Genomic DNA, 18,516 nt, shown 5'->3' with positions numbered 1-18,516 from the left:
TTTCATCCCCACTTATGCCTTAAGTATTCTTGTCATTCCCGCATAAGAGGGGATGACATGCCAACGTATAGTTAACCTAAATTCGAGGATTTTATTTTGGAACAGTTTCGTGGGACAACCATTCTTTCAGTAAGGCGTGGGAACCAGGTCGTTATTGGTGGCGATGGTCAGGTTACTTTGGGTAATACCGTGATGAAAGGGAATGCGCGCAAGGTTCGTCGTCTCTATAAAGATCAGGTGATTGCTGGTTTTGCTGGAGGTACTGCGGATGCATTTACTCTTTTTGAGCGTTTTGAAAGTAAGTTGGAAATGCATCAAGGTCATCTAGTACGTGCTGCGGTTGAATTAGCTAAAGATTGGCGAACCGATAGAATCTTACGCCGTCTGGAAGCCGTGCTTGCAGTCGCTGATAGTAAATCTTCTTTGATTATTACGGGTAATGGTGATGTGATTGAGCCTGAAGAAAGTTTGATTGCGATTGGTTCCGGCGGCCCCTTTGCTCAAGCTGCTGCGCGTGCCTTAATGCAAAATACAGAATTATCTGCCGGAGACATAGTTCGTAAAGCACTAACTATTGCCGGTGAGATTTGTATTTATACCAACAACAATTTAACCATAGAAGAGTTAAACAATGTCAGCAAATAACAGCATGGTAATGACTCCACGAGAAATCGTTCAAGAATTAGATAAACACATTATTGGGCAAGATGATGCCAAAAGAGCGGTAGCTATTGCATTACGTAACCGTTGGCGCCGTATGAAAATTCAGGATGCTGCTTTGCGCAATGAGATCATGCCGAAAAACATTTTGATGATTGGTCCTACTGGGGTAGGAAAAACAGAAATTGCACGCCGTTTAGCTAAATTGGCTCATGCACCTTTTATTAAAGTTGAGGCTACTAAGTTTACTGAGGTTGGCTATGTTGGTCGTGATGTCGATTCAATTTTGCGTGATTTGGCGGACATTGCGATTAAGCAAGAACGTGAATTAGCGATGAAAAAAGTCGAGCACTTGGCTGAGGAGGCCGCTGAAGCGCGCATTCTTGATGTTCTATTGCCTCCTGCTCGTGGAAGTTTAACACCTGGCGAAAAAGACAGCACTGCCCGACAAGTATTTCGTAAGCAATTACGTGAAGGCTTATTGGATGAAAATGAAATTGAAATAGAAATTTCTGCAACACCTGTTGGTATCGAAATTATGGCACCTCCAGGTATGGAAGAAATGACGAGCCAGTTACAGTCTATGTTCCAACAAGTAGGAACTCATCGTACCAAAACACGTAAGATGATGATTGCTAAGGCAATGAAACTTTTACGTGAAGAAGAGGCAACTAAATTAATCAATGAAGATGACATTAAAATCCGCGCTATTGAGAGCGTGGAACAAAATGGTATTGTCTTTATCGATGAATTGGATAAGGTCGCCAAGCGCTCTGAAAGTGGCGGTGGTGATGTTTCACGTGAAGGAGTACAAAGAGATCTCCTGCCTTTAGTAGAGGGAACCACTGTATCTACTAAATACGGAATGATTAAATCCGATCATATTCTCTTTATTGCTTCGGGTGCATTTCACGTAGCTAGGCCTTCTGATTTAATTGCGGAATTGCAGGGGCGTTTACCTATTCGTGTGGAGCTTTCTGCATTATCGGTTGATGATTTTGTGCGTATTCTTACCGAACCAACCGCCTCATTAACCTTACAATATACGGCTCTGATGGCAACCGAAGGGCTAACTTTGAGCTTTGATGAGTCTGGAATTCAACGTATTGCCGAGGTTGCATGGCAGGTTAATGAGCGCACGGAAAATATTGGTGCGCGCCGTTTATATACGGTTATGGAGCGTTTGTTAGAAGTTGTTTCTTTTGACGCTACTGACAAATCAGGCGAATCTGTACACGTGGATAAAGCATACGTTGATAAGAATCTAGGCCAATTAGTCGCTGACGAAGATCTAGCACGTTATATTCTTTAAATCTCAATCAATTCTTGTTCATCGGCATGCAAAACTGCCGTCATTGTGAACGAAGTGAAGTTTAATGTAGGCTGGCTTTTCAGCCCAGCCTACGCTTTGCGCTATAATTTTCTTTCAGTAAGTGCAATTAGTTGCAAGCATCTGACTACAATTCTTTAGTTTACTCATTCCCATTCTAATGTATGATCCACCTCTCTAAAAGAAAATCATGGAGTTATTGATGTCTGAACCTTATATTCTCATATTGTACTATTCACGAACTGGCTCCGTGGCTCAGTTAGCTCAATATATTGCACGAGGAGTAGAACGAGTTTCTGGAATTGAAGCACGTTTAAGAACCGTTCCTCCAGTTTCCACTACCTGCGAAGCCGTTGATAGTCCGGTTCCTGATAGCGGGGCGCCTTATGCAACTTTAGATGATCTACGTCATTGTCAGGGATTAGCCTTAGGTAGTCCCACCCGTTTTGGAAATATGGCCGCTCCCTTGAAATATTTTCTCGATAGCACCTCCTCCTTATGGCTAGCAGGAGATTTAATTGATAAACCTGCTTGTGTTTTTTCTTCATCGGCAAGTATGCACGGTGGTCAGGAAAGCACCTTATTAAGTATGATGCTACCCTTATTACATCAGGGGATGGTTCTATTAGGTGTACCTTATTCTGAACCAGCGTTAAACGATACAACGACTGGTGGAACTCCTTATGGGGTAACCCATGTTTCTGGTGTGGCTAATGATCGTACTCTGAGTGAGGATGAAATCACGTTGGCTAAGAATTTAGGTGAGCGTTTGGCACATGCCGCTCTTAAAATGAGTAAATAAGATGAAAGTAATTTGTTTCAATGCCAATGGTATTCGTGCCGCTGCACGAAATGGGTTTTATGAGTGGTTGGCTGCTCAAGATGCTGATTTCGTCTGCATACAAGAAACTAAGGCTCATCCAGAACAACTAGTTCCAGAGGAATTGTTTTTCCCTCGTGACTATTTCTGTGATTATTATTCAGCGCAAAAAAAAGGCTATAGTGGGGTAGCAATTTATGCACGTCATAAACCCACTCGTATCATCAAAGGGATTGGTTATGATTATTGCGATAACGAAGGACGCTACATTCAATTTGACTATCCTAAATTAAGCGTTATTTCACTTTATTTACCTTCGGGAACCAGTGGTGATGGACGTCAGGAAGTTAAGTACGCCTTTCTAGAACAATTTGCAAAACATTTAATGCAGTTAAAAAATGAAGGGCGCGAATTGATTATTTGTGGGGATTACAATATTGCCCATAAAAAAATTGATTTAAAGAATTGGCGCTCGAACCAGAAAAACTCCGGATTTTTGCCCGAAGAACGCGCCTGGATGGATGAATTATTTGGCCCCATGGGCTTTATTGATGCCTTTCGGATACACAATCAGGAAGAAGAACAATATACGTGGTGGTCTTATCGCAGTAGAGCCTGGGAAAAGAATGTAGGGTGGAGAATCGATTATCAGGTGATTACCCCAGGTTTAACTGAAAGTGTGGTTGATAGCCGCATATTTCGTGACGCTCGTTTGTCCGATCATGCGCCATTCATGATTGAATACAAAGGAGATTGGTATGCTTAAATTAGCCAGTTGGAATGTCAATTCATTAAAAATCAGGCTAGAGCAGGTACTGGCCTGGATGGATTCATCTCAGATGGATATTCTGGCTGTACAGGAAACCAAATTAACTGATGAAAATTTCCCCGAGTCTTCATTTACGGAAATGGGTTATCATGTAGTGTATTCTGGGCAAAAAACTTATAACGGTGTTGCCGTAATTAGTCGTTACCCTATTACTGAAGCAGTAACGGATATCCCTGATTTAGACGATCCGCAACGACGTATTCTGGCTGTGACGGTTGCAGGGATACGTTTAATTAATTTATATGTACCCAATGGTTCCGAACTCACCTCGGATAAATACGAATATAAATTAAATTGGTTACAGAAAGTAACCGCGTTTATCCAACAACAATTGAGTACTTATTCGCAAGTTGCGGTAGTAGGGGATTTTAATATTGCGCCTGAAGATCGAGACGTGCATGATCCTACGGAATGGGAAGGCTGTGTATTGGTAAGTCCACCTGAACGAGAAGCTTTTGCTGGATTGTTACAACTTGGTTTACATGACAGTTTTAGAAATTTTGAACAGCCAGAAAAAACATTTAGCTGGTGGGATTATCGTGCTGCGGGTTTTAGACGCAATAGAGGCTTACGTATTGACCATGTTTTGTTAAATCAGGAGTTGAATACCTTGTGCCGTAGTTCGAGTATAGATGTTGAGCCACGTAAGGCAGAAAGACCTTCGGACCACGCCCCAGCCTGGGTTGAGTTGGATGTGGAGGGGGAGTAAACCAACAATACATTCGCGCGCGAACTATCTATTCAGAGTAGCCTGGTTGTTTTCAACCAGGACTTCTTTTGCGCCAAGCTATGAGATTGGCAAGGAAAATGAGAACACAATCCGCGAGGAGCGCAAACGCTCATGAAGTAATTCACCCCTACAGCAAAAATAAATTTATATGCTATGGTAAACGATTGGGTACAGTTCCCATGCGGGCCAATATTAGAAAAAATTGCTTTACCGAAGTTTTTCTGCTATTGTTTCGGGTCATTTGTATAGAATATGGTGCTTGGCAATAGGGTCTAGGTGGCGATATTCATTTGAACTATAAGAGAGTAGTGTTATGAAAGCAACGATTCATCCAAATTATGAAGTTGTTAAGGTTACTTGTAGCTGTGGCGAGACTTTTGAAACTCGTTCAACTTTATGTAAAGATCTAAACATTGAAGTCTGTTCACAATGCCATCCTTTCTATACCGGAAAGCAAAAATTAGTTGATACTGGTGGTCGAGTTCAGAAGTTCCGTGATCGTTATAGCCAACGTGCTGCTGCGGCTGCATCAAAAGAATAGTTGTGAAGCGCGCATTTTTGCGCGCATTTAATTTAACTTATTGAAAAATTATTATCATCATGGTAGTTTTTTGGTAAGTTGTCAGGGCTTTGACGCTCAAATCTCCTCTCAATTCGTGTTTTCTCCGCGACTTCCTTTCCGGAAATTAGAAGTTTAGTAGCTGGTCTTGCTGCTTTAACTCATCCTTCGGAATAGTCGTGACAGATCGATAAGAGTTGGAGTGTTGAGCAAACCCTGTTTTGTATTGGTTTTTATTTAAGAGAGTAAGTACCTTGGATAATGAAGTTTTAAAACAGTCAGCATTGGATTATCATGAGTTTCCCATTCCAGGAAAACTCAGTGTTCACCTAACTAAGCCAACTAACTCTCAGCATGATTTATCTATGGCCTATACACCGGGCGTAGCAGCTCCTGTGCTGGCCATAGCAGAAAATCCTGAAACTGCTTATCGTTATACTAACAAAGGTAATTTAGTAGCTGTAATGACTAATGGTACCGCGGTACTTGGTTTGGGTGATCTTGGTCCTCTTGCCAGTAAGCCGGTGATGGAAGGCAAGGCGGTTTTATTTAAGCGTTTTGCTGATATCGATGTATTTGATATCGAAATTGATGCCCATGACCCACAAGCATTTATTTCTACCGCAAAAAACATTTCTCCTACCTTTGGTGGTATTAACTTAGAAGATCTTAAAGCGCCAGAGTGCTTTGAAATCGAACAAGCGTTAATTGAGCAATTAAGTATTCCTGTTTTTCATGATGATCAACATGGCACCGCCATTGTTGTTGCTGCAGGCTTGTTAAATGCGTTGGATTTACAAAAGAAAACATTGTCTGATGCAAAAATTGTATGTATTGGAGCAGGGGCTGCAGGTATTGCATCCATGCGTTTACTAGCTGCATTGGGAGCAAATAAAGAGAATATGACGCTTTTGGACACCAAAGGTGTTATTCATTCAGAGCGTACTGATCTTAATCCTTATAAATTTGCTTTTTCCCGTACAACATCATGCCGTACTTTAGCTGATGCATTGGTTGATGCTGATGTGTTCATCGGTGTTGCCAAGCCTAATTTATTAGATGCCGAGTTATTAAATTTAATGGCCCCTAATGCTGTTATTTTTGCGTTATCAAATCCTGATCCGGAAATAAGACCGGAAGTTGCTCATCAAGTTCGTAATGATGTAATCATTGCAACTGGTCGTAGCGACTATCCTAATCAGGTAAATAATGTGTTATGTTTTCCATATATTTTCCGTGGTGCACTGGATGTGCGTGCAACATGCATTAACCAAGCCATGCAAATTGCTGCAGTTGAAGCAATACGCCAATTGGTGCATGAGCCGGTTCCCCAGGTAGTTAAGGATAATTACCCAGGTGTTACAGATTGGGAGTTTGGGCCTAATTACATTATTCCCAAGCCCATTGATCCTCGCTTAAAAGAGCGGGTTCCTGCAGCTGTTGCTAAAGCGGCAATTGCTAGCGGCGTGAGTCAAAATAATCATTATTTAAAATAACGGTAACTTCTTGGTAGTTATCCTGGTTGCAGTATTAGATTTACAGGATGAATCGTTCTGCCTAATCAATGAAGTACTTTGCGGTACCTGGGATAAACCCTTGGAGTTAATATAAAGAAAAGGCGTGGCCGTTTTGGCACACGCTTTTACTTAACCCAATAGTTAAGGAGATGACTTTGCTTTCTGAGAATCGTAAGAATTACACCCTAATGGGGTGGTTTATTTGTGCTCTTGGGGCAATATTCTACAGTTATGAATATTTACTAAGAATTGCGCCTAGCGCGATGGAATCGTCTTTACGTACCCACTTTGATTTATCGGCGACAGGCTTTGGGCATCTCTCTTCTATTTATTATTATGCCTATGTCCCTATGCAATTACCGGTGGGTTTATTGCTTGACCGTTATGGTCCACGTCGTTTGTTAACTCTCGCCTGTGTCATTTGTGTGCTCGGTACCTTTCTGTTCACCGGAACTACAAATTTCTGGGTGGCGGCTTCAGGGCGCTTCTTAGTAGGTCTTGGCTCGGCATTTGCTTTTGTGGGTGTACTAAAGCTTGCAACGATTTGGTTGCCAGAAAATCGCTTAGCGATGGTTTCAGGAATGACTGCAGCATTAGGTACTATAGGTGCGATGCTCGGTGATAACTTCTTAGAAATTTTTGTAGAAAAGTTAGGTTGGGTTAGAACGCTTAATACGACTGCAGCTTTCGGTATTGTTTTAACGTTCATCTTATGGGCTGGTATTCAAGATAAGAAAGGGCGTCATAGACAAAGTGGAACTGTTTCTTCCTTCAAAAAAGGCTTAGTTGATTTAGCAATTATTGCTCGTAACAAGCAAATTTGGGTTAACGGTATGTATGGTTGTTTAGTTTATCTACCAACGACTGTTTTTGCTGAACTATGGGGTATTCCTTATTTAAAACACGCTCACGGTTTATCTGCTCATGCTGCGGGGCTTGCCAACTCATTGCTTTTCCTTGGTTTCACCATCGGTGCTCCATTGATGGGTTATATTTCAGATCGTTTCGAGCGTAGAAAATTCCCCATGCTTATTGGTGCTACTGGTGCCATGATCATGATGTTAATTATTTTGTATGTTCCTGGTTTAACCGAATCTAATGTACAAATCTTAATGTTTTTATTAGGTTTATTGTATAGCGCTCAAGCAATTGTATTTGCCGTAGGTCGCGAATTAAGCCCTGGTGAAGCTGCGGGTACCGCGATGGCTATTACTAATATGATCGTAATGTTCGGCGCGATGCTGTTGCAACCCCTGGTTGGACATTTATTGGATTTTAGTTTTTCAGCGCGAACCGAAGCTACTGGAGCTATTGTAGAAAACGTCCATAAGTTGTACACTGTGGCTGATTATCAGTTCGCACTATCTGTTATACCTTTAGGTATCTTTATTGCGGCCGTATTAACGTTCTTCTTACGAGAAACTTACGCTGTAGTAGATAAATAAATATGAATGCTAAAAAACAATTGATATTTGGTTCGTTGATCTGCTTTGTTGGGGCAGTGTTCTATTGTTATGAGTTTATCCTGCGGATCATTCCAGGGGTGTTGCAGGCTGAGCTCAGTATTGCACTGGGGCATATTTCTGCGACTACATTTGGCCAAATATCGGCACTCTACTATTTTGCATATTCACCAATGCAAATGCCGGTAGGGATGCTTATGGATAGATATGGACCTAGAAGGTTGCTTACCTTTGCATGTATTTGCTGTACGGTAGGCTCATGGATGTTTACCTTAACCTCATCCATGTTTTTAGTTGGGGCCGGCCGCTTTTTAGTAGGGTTTGGCTCTTCCTTTGCTTTCGTTGGGGTTTTATCCTTAGCATTGCATTGGCTACCCAGACGTTATTTTTCCCTCGTTGCCGGTTTAATGACTACCCTGGGAATGTTGGGGCTGGTTTATGGTGAAGTAAAAATCACTGAATGGTCTCAACTTGTTGGTTGGGAACAAGTATTGTTGTTCATTGCCATCATTGGTTCTGGTTTGAGTCTGTTGATGTTGTTAGTGATACGTGATGGACCTACAGGCCATCAATCCAACAAACATCCTTTACCTGAGTTTTTCCATAATGTTCTTAAAGTTCTAATGGCTCCTGAGGTGTGGTTAATCGGTTTTGTGGGTGCGTGTCTTTATACATCTTTATCGGTGTTTGGGGAATTGTGGGGCAAGACTTATTTAGAACAAGCACATCACTTAACTAAGGTTGAGGCAGCTAGAACTGTATCTTCGGTATTCTTGGGTTGGGCTGTTGGTGCCCCAATCGCGGGATACCTTTCTGACCGCACGGGAAGAAGATTGTTGCCCCTGGTAGTGGGTGCAATTCTTTCGTTAATCAGTATTAGTTTAGTATTGTACATGCCTGGATTATCTTATACGTCACTTAATATTCTATTGTTCTTGTATGGTGTATTTAGTGCTACAGAAATCATTGTATTTATTATGGCTAAAGAATGCAGTGGGGCTCAGTTATCAGGTACGGTCTTTGCTGCGACTAATATGATTGTGACTTTAGGGGGCGTTGTTTTCCAACCCTTAGTTGGTAAGTTACTCGATTCTTTTGGCGACAGTGGTATCGTAGGTGGCGAGCATATTTACACCGTTGTGGATTATCAAGTTGCTTTATCGATTTTACCGATTTCTCTTTTATTAGTTACTATTCTTGCATTCTTTATTAAAGATCATCCCGCTAATTAAAAAGTGTAACCTAGTTGCTTGTAACTAGGTTTTCTTTTACATCTTAACTAAAAATAGCTAATAACTCTTTAACCGGACGGCGTAGTTCCGTCCGACAATTGATATACCGAGATACAGGGAAGCTTTTAATATGCGCTTTGCGGTAATGATAGCGGGTAAATTCAGTATCATGATTGGATACGATAACCGGAATGCCTTTTGCCGCGGTTTCTTTGGCCAACTCAGTCAACTCAATCTGATCCTCTGTAGTAAATAGCTTTTGGTTATAAGGCAAGAGCTTTGTTTTTTCTGAAAGCGGTACATAAGGTGGATCACAATAAATTACATCACCGCGCTCAGCTTGTTCGAATGTCTTTCTGAAATCTTGATGAATAAATAGGGTGTTTTGGCATTTTTCATGGAACAGCTGCATTTCTTTGCATGGAAAATATGGTCTGGTATAAAGCCCAAAGGGAACGTTATATATTCCTTGAGAGTTATAGCGACATAGCCCATTATAACCATGGCGATTTAGGTACAGAAATAAGGCTGCTCGCTGGGAGGAATAGGGGATTTGATTAAACTCACTGCGAAAAGGATAATATTTTTCTTTAGAATTAAATTCAGGGGTAAAATAGCTGCGACACTGCTCAATAAATTCATCACCTTCCAGTTGCAGATAGGTAAAAAGATACACTAAATCCAAATTACTTTCTGCTAATACATAAGACGAATAAGCCGTATTCATAAAAATAACCCCTGAGCCGGAAAACGGTTCAATTAAACGCTTACCGGGAGGCAGAAAGGGGATAATTTTATCCAGACAATTATATTTACTACCTGCCCACTTTAGAAAAGGTCTTATTTTGATCATAATTTTATGGGGAATGAATTCAGAAGCAAGTATTGCTCATTTTGGAAAAAAAAAACAGGATTTTTATAGTGAGTCTTCATGTTTTTTTGAGCAGTTTTAAAACTAGTTCAGATGCTTAATGGAGTTAAAGTCTCTATTTGATTCGTTGCATAAAATATATACGTTGCATTAACTGAGGCAGTATTGCTCAGAATATCAGCCTCTTAAAAAGATAAAAAAACAATGAGTTTCTTTGAGGGGCATATAATGTAGAATTTTTATTGAATCTTTGATTTGGAGTTTAACTTGAAATGATAATTAATATTCGCAATTAGATTGAATAATGTTATTTTTGGATTGAAAAATGATATAGTGGCTAATAATTGATTAGTTATGGTTTTAATTTACTAAATTAAGGTGGTAAAATGAGAGTTTGGCACTTATTTAATGCAGTTTTAAATGATGGGATAGGAGATTTCATCCATTTTGTAGATATTTATATAGAACTAAAAAACAATCCGGCGTTTCAGGAAATCAAATTCATCCCAGTTATTTCAGTCATGGGCGAAGATCAAAAAAAAATTGAGCGAATAGAGAATCAATTAAGATCTTTAAACATTACGGAATATTATTGTGCCTTTATGATGGATTTTCTAACATTCACGCCTTCTTTTCTAAAAGGCATGCCTTCTGCATTCGCATTGTCATTACGCGAGTCAGAACAAGCACTATTTATTTCCACGGATTTTCTCTATGAGCCTATATTTCAACGCTTCCTCCCCTCAAAAGCACCGGTAAAAATGATTAATGAGCACGAAATAATACGGTCTCTTTATAAATCTAATAGTCCCCCATACCCTATGGGGCTTGGAGATGAATGTTATGGAATTAAAATTAGGGAATTCCCCAAAAGAACAATAAAGGACGCGAGTGAAATTATCCGAGAACATGATCTCAATTTTTATAATCGCCTACTAATGCAAACAAATACCGATAGCTTTCAAGAGCTTTATGAAAAAAACTTAGTTATTCCGGCTTATTTTAATCATTCCGATGGCTTTGATAAACTTCTTACTTTATTGGCTTTTTGTCCTTCGTCTTCGAAAGGTATCGTTCTCTATTATTCAGGTAGAACCCTATTTAATTTTGAGCTCGAAATATTAGCTGAAAATCTTGGAATCACAATAGAATGTATCAGCGGTGATAAGGTTTCGATTTTCAACCCTAATTATGAACGAGTTTTCAAATTATTTATTGGAAATTATATTACTGACCAATCCTACGATGCTCTTTTTTCTTGTGCAGAAATTGTAGGGGTATCTGGAGATAACACGCTGGAATCTTCTGTTTCCCACCAAGTGCTGCCTTTTTATATGTCTACTAATTTTAGGCTCAAAAAATCGACCCTGGAAATGCTACAAAAAATTTCTCAGCAAACAGACATATCTATAAGTAATGAAGCAAGAGATTCTTTTAATGTTTATTTTGATCCAGATTATTATATGGGAGAGGATTTTGCATTAAAAAGTAAACGTCTTAATCTGAATGCTATGATGAAAGACTGGCCAATAATAGCCTCTTATTTAAAGGAAAATCGAAATTTTTACTCTCGCTTAAAAGAAATTTGTTTTGAGGGTATAAGTAGGGATTTGACGAACACCAATAAATTATCAGGTAACAAAACCTTATTCTTCCCATCACAGCATTCGGAAAAATTAGGTAATGCAAGAGAACCATACGAAGATATAATCAATAGTGATGAATACCAAAATAAAAGATAGTAATGGAATGAATGATCCCTTAAGCATTAATGCACTGCGTGTCAAGGAAGGCATAACTCAGAAAAAAGGTGTCCCACCTTCGACCTAATCAAAAGAGTCAAATTAACTTTTAATGATAGTCTGGACTCCCTTTAATTTCGGACGAGTTTGCTATTACTTTTAACTGCTTTTGGCACCACTCTAATCGTGATAAATTTTCTAACTCGGCAAAAACTTGGGGGTTGCCTAGTAACAAGGGGTTAGAACTCGTTTTTTTATTTGTGATGTATTCAAATTTGATGGTTTCACTACTGGAGGCAAGTTTATAAGATTTTTGTCATGCTTTATTCCATGCGTAAGGAAGTTTCATTTGGTGTCTCTAAATCAAGCTCCTCGAAAAACTTTTGCAACAAAGTTGTTTTTCCAACGGCACGATCGCCAAGGAGCAGGAGCTTAAAAAAACGATTCTGTTCTTGCTTTTGCTGCATAATACATCTCACATCTATTGGTACGGGTTATTAGCGAGTAATAACCGCCGCGGTCATTCGGACAATGCAGGTTTTTTTCCCAGCCTCGTTATAAATAATAACTTCCCAAACTTGAGTCGTTTTGCCGATATGAATGGGGGTGGTTACTGCGGTGACGATGCCTTCTTTGACGGCGCGCAAATGATTGGCATTAATTTCCAGCCCGACGCAGTAGTAGTGTTGTAAGTCAACAACGCCATTAGCAGCAGTGCTGGCAATGGTTTCAGCTAAGGCAACATTTGCTCCGCCATGCAGAAGACCAAGCGGTTGTTTGGTCCGTTCAGTTACCGGCATGGTAGCTTTTAAAAAATTATCGCCTAGTTCAATGAATTGAATACCAAGAAATTCAGACATGGTATTTTTCCCAAACTCATTCAGCCTTTCGAGAGAAACTTCTTTAAACCAAATAGCCATTTTGATCTCCTTTCTTCCTTAAGATAAGATAAACTTTATTATAGACAAAACCAATAAGAATCTTTTATGAATAATCAATCTTGCATGCGTTGTTTTGTTTCAGGTAAGGTGCAAGGGGTTTGGTATCGCGCTTCGACGAAAGAACAAGCAGAACAATTAGGAATTAATGGTTGGGTCCGCAATTTGCCGGATGGTCGAGTAGAGGTTTTTGCTTGTGGATCACAGGATAAATTGGAACAGTTGTATCTTTGGTTACAGAAAGGGCCACGCTTGGCTATTGTGAATGGCTGTTCTCGTGAGGATTTGCCTTGGGACGAGTGTGGGGGGTTTGATACTTTTTAAGTGAATCTGCATCAGGCTACGTCATTTCCAACACTGTAAGGGTTCTCCCGAACGTAGCATCGATGCTATAGATTAGCATGTGCCATATTCAGGAGTTTGTTTATTACCGTAAAGCGATCCCGGCAATATCCACGAAATATACATTTTGGCTGGCTAAGCCGATTTCATGTTTATTGATAATAAACCACAGTGCTTTTTGGGTTTGATAGATATTGCGGATAGAAAAGCCATTATCCCAGCAGGAGTCTGGTTTTTGTTTTAAAGTTAATTTGTTGACACCATTGAACCAAAACTCCAGATCTATTGAGTTCGGGTTCTCTGAGCAATATTCAGAGGGAATACTTTTTACCATGAATTTTTTGGTGCCCCCATTGATAATATCAACCCAACCGGCAACTGAGTCAGAGCGATTATCAGTAATCGCCATATGTGCTTCGGAGATGTATTGGTTTTCTATGTCTATCTCATATTCTTTTAAAACAGCACTGTTCTTTTCTAGCAGGTGGTCGACCAGATCGGCAAGTTCTTTTTCACCACCGTCCATCCGATAAGCACCATCTTGAAATAAGGACTCTTCAACTCCTGCTTTTTTAATAATTAAGCTTGCAAAAGGAGCATGTGAGGAGGGGCCGAAATGGGTTAGCATAAATGCAGCGACTGTGCCTTCTCTGGTGGTGCCAACAAGCGCATAGCGGGCGATTGATGGTGGAGCAGCATAAGCTTGATTAATTAAGAGAAATAAAACTAATAGCAAATAAAATCGTATAACTTGAATCATATATCATCCATAACTGATAATCCGACGTAGCCTAACCTTGAATTTTAGCCATTATCGCCCTGAGGTCAAGAGTGGCGTTTCCTCATACTTGTCTAAAAATGGCGCGGCTGTCTATAATTAATTCATAATTATTGGGATTTTATTTGATAAAGTGGCCCAAGCCACTAAGAATGTGGTTGGATGGAGACATATGCAATCATTAAGAAAAGCCGTTGGCTTCTACTCAGAATGCCAATTGCTTTAGGGGCTGTTATTCCCATGTTCATTATTTCCTTCTATGGGAAAGCACCTTTATTTTTTTAAACACGCGCAGCTTTGTTTCATAAATTACTGGGGGCCATTGTGATTGCCAGCGTGGTGTATATGGTCTATTTTGAAAATACCTCTGTATCATTGACTACTGTTCAGACCGGAATTAAAACGTCTAACGCGTTAATTGATGGCCTATGGCGGCCATATTCGGCACCACCGATTGAGGGAATTACTACTTGGATCAACTCAGCTCCCTTGAAGTTAAATGATTTGCAGGGAAAGGTCGTTTTGGTTGATTTTTGGACTTGCTCTTGCATCAATTGTTTACATACCTTGCCCTACATTAAAGCTTGGTATAACCAATATCATGACAAAGAGCTGGTTATTATTGGGGTACATACGCCTGAATTTGATTTTGAAAAGGATGTGGGAAATGTCCGTGCGGCAGTTCAAAGAGATGATATTCTGTATCCGGTTGCACTTGATAATCAATACGATACCTGGATTAATTTTAAAAACCATTATTGGCCTGCCCACTATTTAATAAATAAAAAAAGAGAGGTGGTTTATGGGCATTTTGGCGAGGGGGGTTATGATGTTACTGAAAATAATATTCGTTATTTATTAGGCATTAACGAATTAACTACCTTGAAAAATGGACCCGTACAAACTACCCATATAACCCAAACATCAGAAACTTATTTAGGATATGAACGCGCAGATCCTAATTTTAGTCCTAAACTAATAAAGGATAAGGTTTTTCAATATCAATTTCCATCGCAATTAGTCGATGATAATTGGGCTTTAGGTGGAGCATGGTAAGTTGATGCAGACAGCATTACTGCCGCGAAAGCATTGGCGGCATTGAAAATACACTTTAATGCCCGTAAGGTATTTTTAGTTATGGGAACGAGTACTGGCAAAGCAATTAAAGTGAATGTAGTGCTTAACCATAATATGGTAAAAAGTGTTTTGGTCGACAAATATTCAATTTATGCAGCATTAAGCCAAGCACGATTTTCTAGCGGTGAGTTGGAAATTATTGCTACAGAACCGGGAATTAAAATATATACGTTACGTTTGATAGTTGATTATTAAGGAAAATGCTTATGCCTCATATGAAAGTTAATGATATTTCAATGTATTATGAAGTTCATGGCCAGGGAGAGCCTATTGTATTTATAGGTGGATTTACCGCAGATCATGTTGTATGGAATGCGACAATAGGTTATTTCACTGATTATCAGGTTATTTTATTTGATAATCGAGGAGCGGGGCAAACGGATGCTCCCGATGGCCCATACAGCATCGAGCAAATGGCTGATGATGTTGCTGCATTATGTGAATCATTGGGAATTTTGCGCGCGCATTTTGTGGGTAATTCCATGGGCGGTTTTATTTTACAAACCTTGATGATGCGTCATCGTGATTTGGTCAAATCAGCGATTATATCTAACTCAGTTCTGAGCCCGCGTGCACCATTTCAAATTTATCTGGAGGCGCTGCGTGAATTACGAAAAAGCAGCGTTTCAGAAGAACTCCTAATCAAAATCGCTTGCAGCTGGTTTTTCTCTTATCAGTTTCTTGCTCAGCCTGGAATGCTGGAAGTATTAACGCAGATGGGAGCGAAAAACCCATATCCGATTACTGAGAAAGGCTTTGAGGCGCAGTATGCAGCTTTAGATAAATTTGATGCAAGTTTTTGGGCCCAGAAAATTAATGTGCCGACTTTGGTATTGGCAGGGGATCAAGATTTAGTCTTTAGGGAGGGGTTGGTAAAACAGCTTGCTGCGTATATTCCTAATGCACGATATTACTGCTTTTCCGATTGTGGTCATTTGCCGCAAATAGAATATCCAGAAAAATTTGCTGAGTTTGTGGATATTTTTATTAAAAGTTTAGATTAAGGAATTACGCGAAGAGAACATATTTTAGCCGAATTCATGTGTCAACGCTTATTAACAGTGACGCATAATCAAATTGATGCGGCAAAATATTTAGAAGCTAGTGATTTTAATCAAAGAAACAGCAAATCACAGAATGCTCTTCATGCTGCGTCTAAAAGCTCTAATGCCAAGATGTTTGAGTTATTATTGCCTTATTTTGATTGAGAAAGTGAATAAAGCTAAAAGTTATATTTGCCCTCCTTGGGCTAAAGCTTGGCTTTTCTGTTCTTGTACCTCTTTTTTAGCAATAAAGATAACTTTAGTTACTTCAGCAACGACTTCACCTGCTTCATTGGTAATCTCGACCAAAAACTCGGGTTGAATTTTTTTCTGTTCTTCTACCTCTTGGCGAATTTGTTCAACCTGCGCTAAGGATAATGAAAATTTGGCATAAATTGGGCCTTTAGCGGGTATTTTATAACGTATGGAAGCTGATTTATCCCAGACAATATATCCTTTACCCAATAACTGCATGAACATTAACATGTAAAACGGATCTGTCATGGAATACATTGAGCCACCGTAGTGAGTGCCTACATAATTTTTATTCCAAAAGCGCATTTTCATCTGCACGACAATGCTGGTGAAGTCTGGGCTAAAACTTCTGACACTGATTCCTGCCCCCAAAAAAGGGGGCCATATCCACATCAGTTTTAATATGGTTGAGAATTTCATAATCTACTCACTCGGTGGTGGTATTTTCTTAAATAATTAATTATAGATTATCACGTAAAGGAATATATTTATAACTTGTATGTTAGGCTTATGGCCAAACATAAGTCATTGTAATGGCAGTGAACGGATTTTTTCTGATTACAAACTATTAATATCGTTATTAAGTTCTTTAATAATCTGCATCACCGAATCATCCATAATCGTTCTTTTCGTGTCACTGTATATGAGATCAAACAAGGGGCAGGAGCTTTCATTAATATGGCCCATTGGTTCTATAGAGCTGATATCCCTTTTGATTTTAGAAAGGATGTTCTTTTTATCAAAGGAGAGATGCTCCAAGCCGATAAGTTTATCAATCGTATTAATTAAGGCGGAGGATTCAAAGGCCATGAAAATGCGTTCTTCTTTGAGTTTTTCTTTGATAAGTTGCAGCATTTCCGGAGAGGCTTCATTTTGAAAAAAGAGATATTTGGAGTACACAATCCCTTCCGTATCTTCTTTGATTTTGCTGGATATTCTTATTGCCTCGGCGGTACTTTGATTTCTTAGAAAATCCCCAATGCGTTTAATTAAGATGCTATTAAACTGATGGTAATTGTTATCTAATTCACTCGTAATTGAGCTAATAGTCAAGAGTTTCGCACGCACATCAATAATACAATAGAAGATAAGAACTACGGCAGCATTAATAAACGTTTCTGAGATGATGGTCAAAAAATTTTCATTCAATGTGAAGAGCGGAAAATTATTTTTAAATAAGCTAAAGGTTAAGCTTGGTTTCGATGTCTCGGTCACAATAAAAATGAAATAAAAAACAACACCTAATATAAAATACTTATGTCGAACTATTTTTTTCCAGAGCATTTCTTAGATATTACTTTCTTAAAAGGTTTAAAATCATAGAGGAGTAAACTCACCCAAAAACATGCTAATTATAAGTTAATGTGGCGCATACATCTATGAAAATAGATCAATATATCGGGTGTAAACTTGAGCAGACCACTAATTTATAGGTCATTCTGATGGGTTTCGGTTATGTAGGTACATCGAGGTTCCTGAATCGTTGATTTGTTGTTCATAAATGAGAACGTAACAAAAGCAATAGTACCAGAACACATAATAAGAGACACATTTTCCTCCGCTCAGACGAATGAGGTCAGGTTCAAAGAGTTGGTTTATCCTCTCAGCCAGATTGCTAATGACACCCCTAATGTACAAATATTATTCTACCATGAATGACGATTAGTGCCAATATGAGGGCCTTAGACATGAATTGCCAGGATTTGCTGGTTAATCCTATTTGCAAGAAAATGGTTTAGCTTGTTAGACTAATGAAACGAATGTTTTTCATCCCGGAGGAACCGATATGATAACGATTGACCTGCTTAAAAATCATCAGCATACTTTGCCTGATTTAGCGAAAATTTGGTATGAGGGGCTAGGACGTAAATGGTTACCAGAAGTACCTTTAGACCAAGTTGTAGAGCGTTTTCGCGATCATGCGAATGTGGATGTGATGCCGTTGACTTATGTGGCTCTGCATGAAGGTAACGCGGTTGGCATGTGTAGTTTACGCGAAAATGATGGTATTCGGCCTGATTTGACGCCGTGGTTAGGTTCGCTTGGGGTTGAGGAAGCTTATCGAGGGCAAGGTATTGCGCGTCAATTGATAGAAGTTATCAAGCAAGAAGCAAAGAAATTTGGTTTTAGTACGCTGTATCTTTTTGCTTTTGATCACACAATTCCTGAGTACTATCAATCTTTAGGATGGGAAATCATAGGAACAGATAAATTCAGAGAGCATCCAGTAACGGTCATGAAAATATCTGCATTTTAATTAGATGATTTTA

20 protein-coding genes and 1 pseudogene are annotated in these 18,516 nt (G+C 39.4%); 15 read left to right on the top strand and 6 right to left on the bottom strand.

Annotation, left to right across the window (positions count from 1 at the left end):
* The first annotated feature begins 96 nt into the window (after positions 1-96).
* From hslV to ACQY7T_RS09725, 9 genes are all read left to right on the top strand, one after another.
* Positions 97-645, top strand: a complete 549-nt coding sequence (hslV, locus tag ACQY7T_RS09765; protein WP_428413029.1) for an ATP-dependent protease subunit HslV — start codon at positions 97-99, stop codon at positions 643-645.
* Positions 646-649: 4 nt separating this feature from the next.
* Positions 650-1,972 carry an ATP-dependent protease ATPase subunit HslU gene (gene hslU, locus ACQY7T_RS09760; protein ID WP_428413050.1) on the top strand — a complete coding sequence of 441 codons (1,323 nt, stop codon included), beginning with the start codon at positions 650-652 and terminating at the stop codon, positions 1,970-1,972.
* Positions 1,973-2,192: 220 nt separating this feature from the next.
* Positions 2,193-2,792 (top strand): NAD(P)H:quinone oxidoreductase, encoded by a 600-nt coding sequence (gene wrbA / locus ACQY7T_RS09755; RefSeq protein WP_428413027.1) that lies wholly within the window; start codon positions 2,193-2,195, stop codon positions 2,790-2,792.
* Between the two features lies 1 nt (position 2,793).
* The gene (locus tag ACQY7T_RS09750; RefSeq protein WP_428413025.1) at positions 2,794-3,576 is read left to right on the top strand and encodes an exodeoxyribonuclease III; all 783 of its coding nucleotides are present in this window, start codon (positions 2,794-2,796) and stop codon (positions 3,574-3,576) included.
* Positions 3,569-4,348, top strand: coding sequence for an exodeoxyribonuclease III (xth, locus tag ACQY7T_RS09745; RefSeq protein ID WP_428413023.1), 780 nt, complete (start codon positions 3,569-3,571; stop codon positions 4,346-4,348). The genes ACQY7T_RS09750 and xth overlap by 8 nt, the downstream gene beginning before the upstream one ends.
* 334 nt (positions 4,349-4,682) lie before the next feature.
* Positions 4,683-4,910 carry a 50S ribosomal protein L31 gene (gene rpmE / locus ACQY7T_RS09740; protein ID WP_133135897.1) on the top strand — a complete coding sequence of 76 codons (228 nt, stop codon included), beginning with the start codon at positions 4,683-4,685 and terminating at the stop codon, positions 4,908-4,910.
* A gap of 272 nt (positions 4,911-5,182) precedes the next feature.
* Positions 5,183-6,424 (top strand): malic enzyme-like NAD(P)-binding protein, encoded by a 1,242-nt coding sequence (locus tag ACQY7T_RS09735; protein ID WP_428413021.1) that lies wholly within the window; start codon positions 5,183-5,185, stop codon positions 6,422-6,424.
* 176 nt (positions 6,425-6,600) lie between these two features.
* A complete protein-coding gene (locus ACQY7T_RS09730; protein ID WP_428413019.1) occupies positions 6,601-7,890 on the top strand; it encodes an MFS transporter in 1,290 nt (429 codons plus the stop codon).
* A 2-nt stretch (positions 7,891-7,892) separates the two neighbouring features.
* Positions 7,893-9,140: an MFS transporter gene (locus tag ACQY7T_RS09725; RefSeq protein WP_428413017.1), complete on the top strand. Its 1,248-nt coding sequence runs from the start codon at positions 7,893-7,895 to the stop codon at positions 9,138-9,140.
* A 43-nt stretch (positions 9,141-9,183) separates the two neighbouring features.
* On the opposite strand, the gene ACQY7T_RS09720 is transcribed toward ACQY7T_RS09725, so the two are convergent.
* A complete protein-coding gene (locus ACQY7T_RS09720; protein ID WP_428413015.1) occupies positions 9,184-9,993 on the bottom strand; it encodes a Dam family site-specific DNA-(adenine-N6)-methyltransferase in 810 nt (269 codons plus the stop codon).
* Between the two features lie 404 nt (positions 9,994-10,397).
* Between ACQY7T_RS09720 and ACQY7T_RS09715 the strand changes: the two genes are divergently transcribed.
* The gene (locus tag ACQY7T_RS09715) at positions 10,398-11,753 is read left to right on the top strand and encodes a hypothetical protein (protein WP_428413013.1); all 1,356 of its coding nucleotides are present in this window, start codon (positions 10,398-10,400) and stop codon (positions 11,751-11,753) included.
* A 323-nt stretch (positions 11,754-12,076) separates the two neighbouring features.
* Here the strand turns inward: ACQY7T_RS09715 and ACQY7T_RS09710 are convergent, their stop codons facing one another.
* Entirely contained in the window at positions 12,077-12,220 is a 144-nt protein-coding gene (locus tag ACQY7T_RS09710; RefSeq protein ID WP_428413011.1) for a hypothetical protein, read from the bottom strand.
* A gap of 30 nt (positions 12,221-12,250) precedes the next feature.
* Positions 12,251-12,673, bottom strand: a complete 423-nt coding sequence (locus tag ACQY7T_RS09705; RefSeq protein WP_428413009.1) for a hotdog fold thioesterase — start codon at positions 12,671-12,673, stop codon at positions 12,251-12,253.
* 66 nt (positions 12,674-12,739) lie between these two features.
* On the opposite strand from ACQY7T_RS09705, the gene ACQY7T_RS09700 reads away from it, so the two are divergent.
* The gene (locus ACQY7T_RS09700; protein WP_428413008.1) at positions 12,740-13,015 is read left to right on the top strand and encodes an acylphosphatase; all 276 of its coding nucleotides are present in this window, start codon (positions 12,740-12,742) and stop codon (positions 13,013-13,015) included.
* 103 nt (positions 13,016-13,118) lie between these two features.
* Here ACQY7T_RS09700 and ACQY7T_RS09695 read toward each other — a convergent pair whose 3' ends face one another.
* Positions 13,119-13,769: a hypothetical protein gene (locus tag ACQY7T_RS09695; RefSeq protein ID WP_428413006.1), complete on the bottom strand. Its 651-nt coding sequence runs from the start codon at positions 13,767-13,769 to the stop codon at positions 13,119-13,121.
* Between the two features lie 387 nt (positions 13,770-14,156).
* Here ACQY7T_RS09695 and ACQY7T_RS09690 point away from each other — a divergent pair.
* From ACQY7T_RS09690 to ACQY7T_RS09680, 3 genes and pseudogenes are all read left to right on the top strand, one after another.
* A pseudogene (locus ACQY7T_RS09690) lies at positions 14,157-15,143 on the top strand (redoxin family protein).
* Between the two features lie 11 nt (positions 15,144-15,154).
* Positions 15,155-15,952 carry an alpha/beta fold hydrolase gene (locus ACQY7T_RS09685; RefSeq protein WP_428413005.1) on the top strand — a complete coding sequence of 266 codons (798 nt, stop codon included), beginning with the start codon at positions 15,155-15,157 and terminating at the stop codon, positions 15,950-15,952.
* Positions 15,953-15,988: 36 nt separating this feature from the next.
* A complete protein-coding gene (locus ACQY7T_RS09680) occupies positions 15,989-16,156 on the top strand; it encodes a hypothetical protein (RefSeq protein WP_428413003.1) in 168 nt (55 codons plus the stop codon).
* A 21-nt stretch (positions 16,157-16,177) separates the two neighbouring features.
* On the opposite strand, the gene ACQY7T_RS09675 is transcribed toward ACQY7T_RS09680, so the two are convergent.
* On the bottom strand, positions 16,178-16,666 hold the full coding sequence (locus ACQY7T_RS09675) for a DUF4442 domain-containing protein (RefSeq protein WP_428413001.1): 489 nt from the start codon (positions 16,664-16,666) through the stop codon (positions 16,178-16,180).
* A 138-nt stretch (positions 16,667-16,804) separates the two neighbouring features.
* Positions 16,805-17,380, bottom strand: coding sequence for a hypothetical protein (locus tag ACQY7T_RS09670; protein WP_428412999.1), 576 nt, complete (start codon positions 17,378-17,380; stop codon positions 16,805-16,807).
* Between the two features lie 652 nt (positions 17,381-18,032).
* Between ACQY7T_RS09670 and ACQY7T_RS09665 the strand changes: the two genes are divergently transcribed.
* Positions 18,033-18,503, top strand: coding sequence for a GNAT family N-acetyltransferase (locus tag ACQY7T_RS09665; protein ID WP_428412998.1), 471 nt, complete (start codon positions 18,033-18,035; stop codon positions 18,501-18,503).
* Positions 18,504-18,516: the final 13 nt, after the last annotated feature.

The organism is Legionella sp., assembly GCF_965140895.1.
GTDB lineage: Bacteria > Pseudomonadota > Gammaproteobacteria > Legionellales > Legionellaceae > Legionella.
This window is presented reverse-complemented; position numbering and strand designations above follow the sequence as displayed.

Excerpts from the sequence above, each read along its gene's own strand:
- ACQY7T_RS09750 (WP_428413025.1), top strand. The coding sequence starts at position 2,794 with ATGAAAGTAATTTGTTTCAATGCCAATGGTATTCGTGCCGCTGCACGA.
- ACQY7T_RS09710 (WP_428413011.1), bottom strand. The coding sequence starts at position 12,220 with ATGCAGCAAAAGCAAGAACAGAATCGTTTTTTTAAGCTCCTGCTCCTT.
- wrbA (WP_428413027.1), top strand. The coding sequence starts at position 2,193 with ATGTCTGAACCTTATATTCTCATATTGTACTATTCACGAACTGGCTCC.
- ACQY7T_RS09685 (WP_428413005.1), top strand. The coding sequence starts at position 15,155 with ATGCCTCATATGAAAGTTAATGATATTTCAATGTATTATGAAGTTCAT.
- xth (WP_428413023.1), top strand. The coding sequence starts at position 3,569 with ATGCTTAAATTAGCCAGTTGGAATGTCAATTCATTAAAAATCAGGCTA.
- ACQY7T_RS09675 (WP_428413001.1), bottom strand. The coding sequence starts at position 16,666 with ATGAAATTCTCAACCATATTAAAACTGATGTGGATATGGCCCCCTTTT.
- ACQY7T_RS09715 (WP_428413013.1), top strand. The coding sequence starts at position 10,398 with ATGAGAGTTTGGCACTTATTTAATGCAGTTTTAAATGATGGGATAGGA.
- ACQY7T_RS09700 (WP_428413008.1), top strand. The coding sequence starts at position 12,740 with ATGAATAATCAATCTTGCATGCGTTGTTTTGTTTCAGGTAAGGTGCAA.
- ACQY7T_RS09705 (WP_428413009.1), bottom strand. The coding sequence starts at position 12,673 with ATGGCTATTTGGTTTAAAGAAGTTTCTCTCGAAAGGCTGAATGAGTTT.
- ACQY7T_RS09725 (WP_428413017.1), top strand. The coding sequence starts at position 7,893 with ATGAATGCTAAAAAACAATTGATATTTGGTTCGTTGATCTGCTTTGTT.
- hslU (WP_428413050.1), top strand. The coding sequence starts at position 650 with ATGGTAATGACTCCACGAGAAATCGTTCAAGAATTAGATAAACACATT.
- ACQY7T_RS09665 (WP_428412998.1), top strand. The coding sequence starts at position 18,033 with ATGATAACGATTGACCTGCTTAAAAATCATCAGCATACTTTGCCTGAT.
- rpmE (WP_133135897.1), top strand. The coding sequence starts at position 4,683 with ATGAAAGCAACGATTCATCCAAATTATGAAGTTGTTAAGGTTACTTGT.
- ACQY7T_RS09720 (WP_428413015.1), bottom strand. The coding sequence starts at position 9,993 with ATGATCAAAATAAGACCTTTTCTAAAGTGGGCAGGTAGTAAATATAAT.
- ACQY7T_RS09680 (WP_428413003.1), top strand. The coding sequence starts at position 15,989 with ATGTGTCAACGCTTATTAACAGTGACGCATAATCAAATTGATGCGGCA.